We start from the raw sequence: 529 nt of genomic DNA on the forward strand, positions 1-529 counted from the left end.
AACAGTAGTAAGCCAAACAACCTCAGACACAACACCAGTGGTCAGCGGAACAACAGGCACCGGCGCAGCATTGCCATCCGGCGAGACGATGACAGTAACGATCAACGGCGCAACGTATGCAGTCACTCCTGACGCAAGTGGTAACTGGAGTGTAGATACAGAAACTGCTACGCCAGCGAGTGGTACTTTGGGAACATTCACAGATGGCAACACTTATCAAGTAGTAGCAACAGTGACAGACGGAGCGGGTAACACAGCAACAGATGGTAGCACCGACGAGTTAGTTATTGACACGACTGATCCAACCGTACCAACAGTAGTAAGCCAAACAACCTCAGACACAACACCAGTGGTCAGCGGAACAACAGGCACCGGCGCAGCATTGCCATCCGGCGAGACGATGACAGTAACGATCAACGGCGCAACGTATGCAGTCACTCCTGACGCAAGTGGTAACTGGAGTGTAGATACAGAAACTGCTACGCCAGCGAGTGGTACTTTGGGAACATTCACAGATGGCAACACTTAT

General features: G+C 51.4%; 1 protein-coding gene. It reads left to right on the plus strand.

Features of this window, described 5'->3' with window-relative positions:
• Window positions 1-529, plus strand: a 529-nt coding sequence (locus tag BGP76_RS08500) for a hypothetical protein (protein WP_147407422.1), incomplete at both ends; no start/stop codon positions are given.

This window comes from Reichenbachiella sp. MSK19-1, assembly GCF_003590315.1.
Lineage (GTDB): Bacteria > Bacteroidota > Bacteroidia > Cytophagales > Cyclobacteriaceae > Reichenbachiella > Reichenbachiella agariperforans.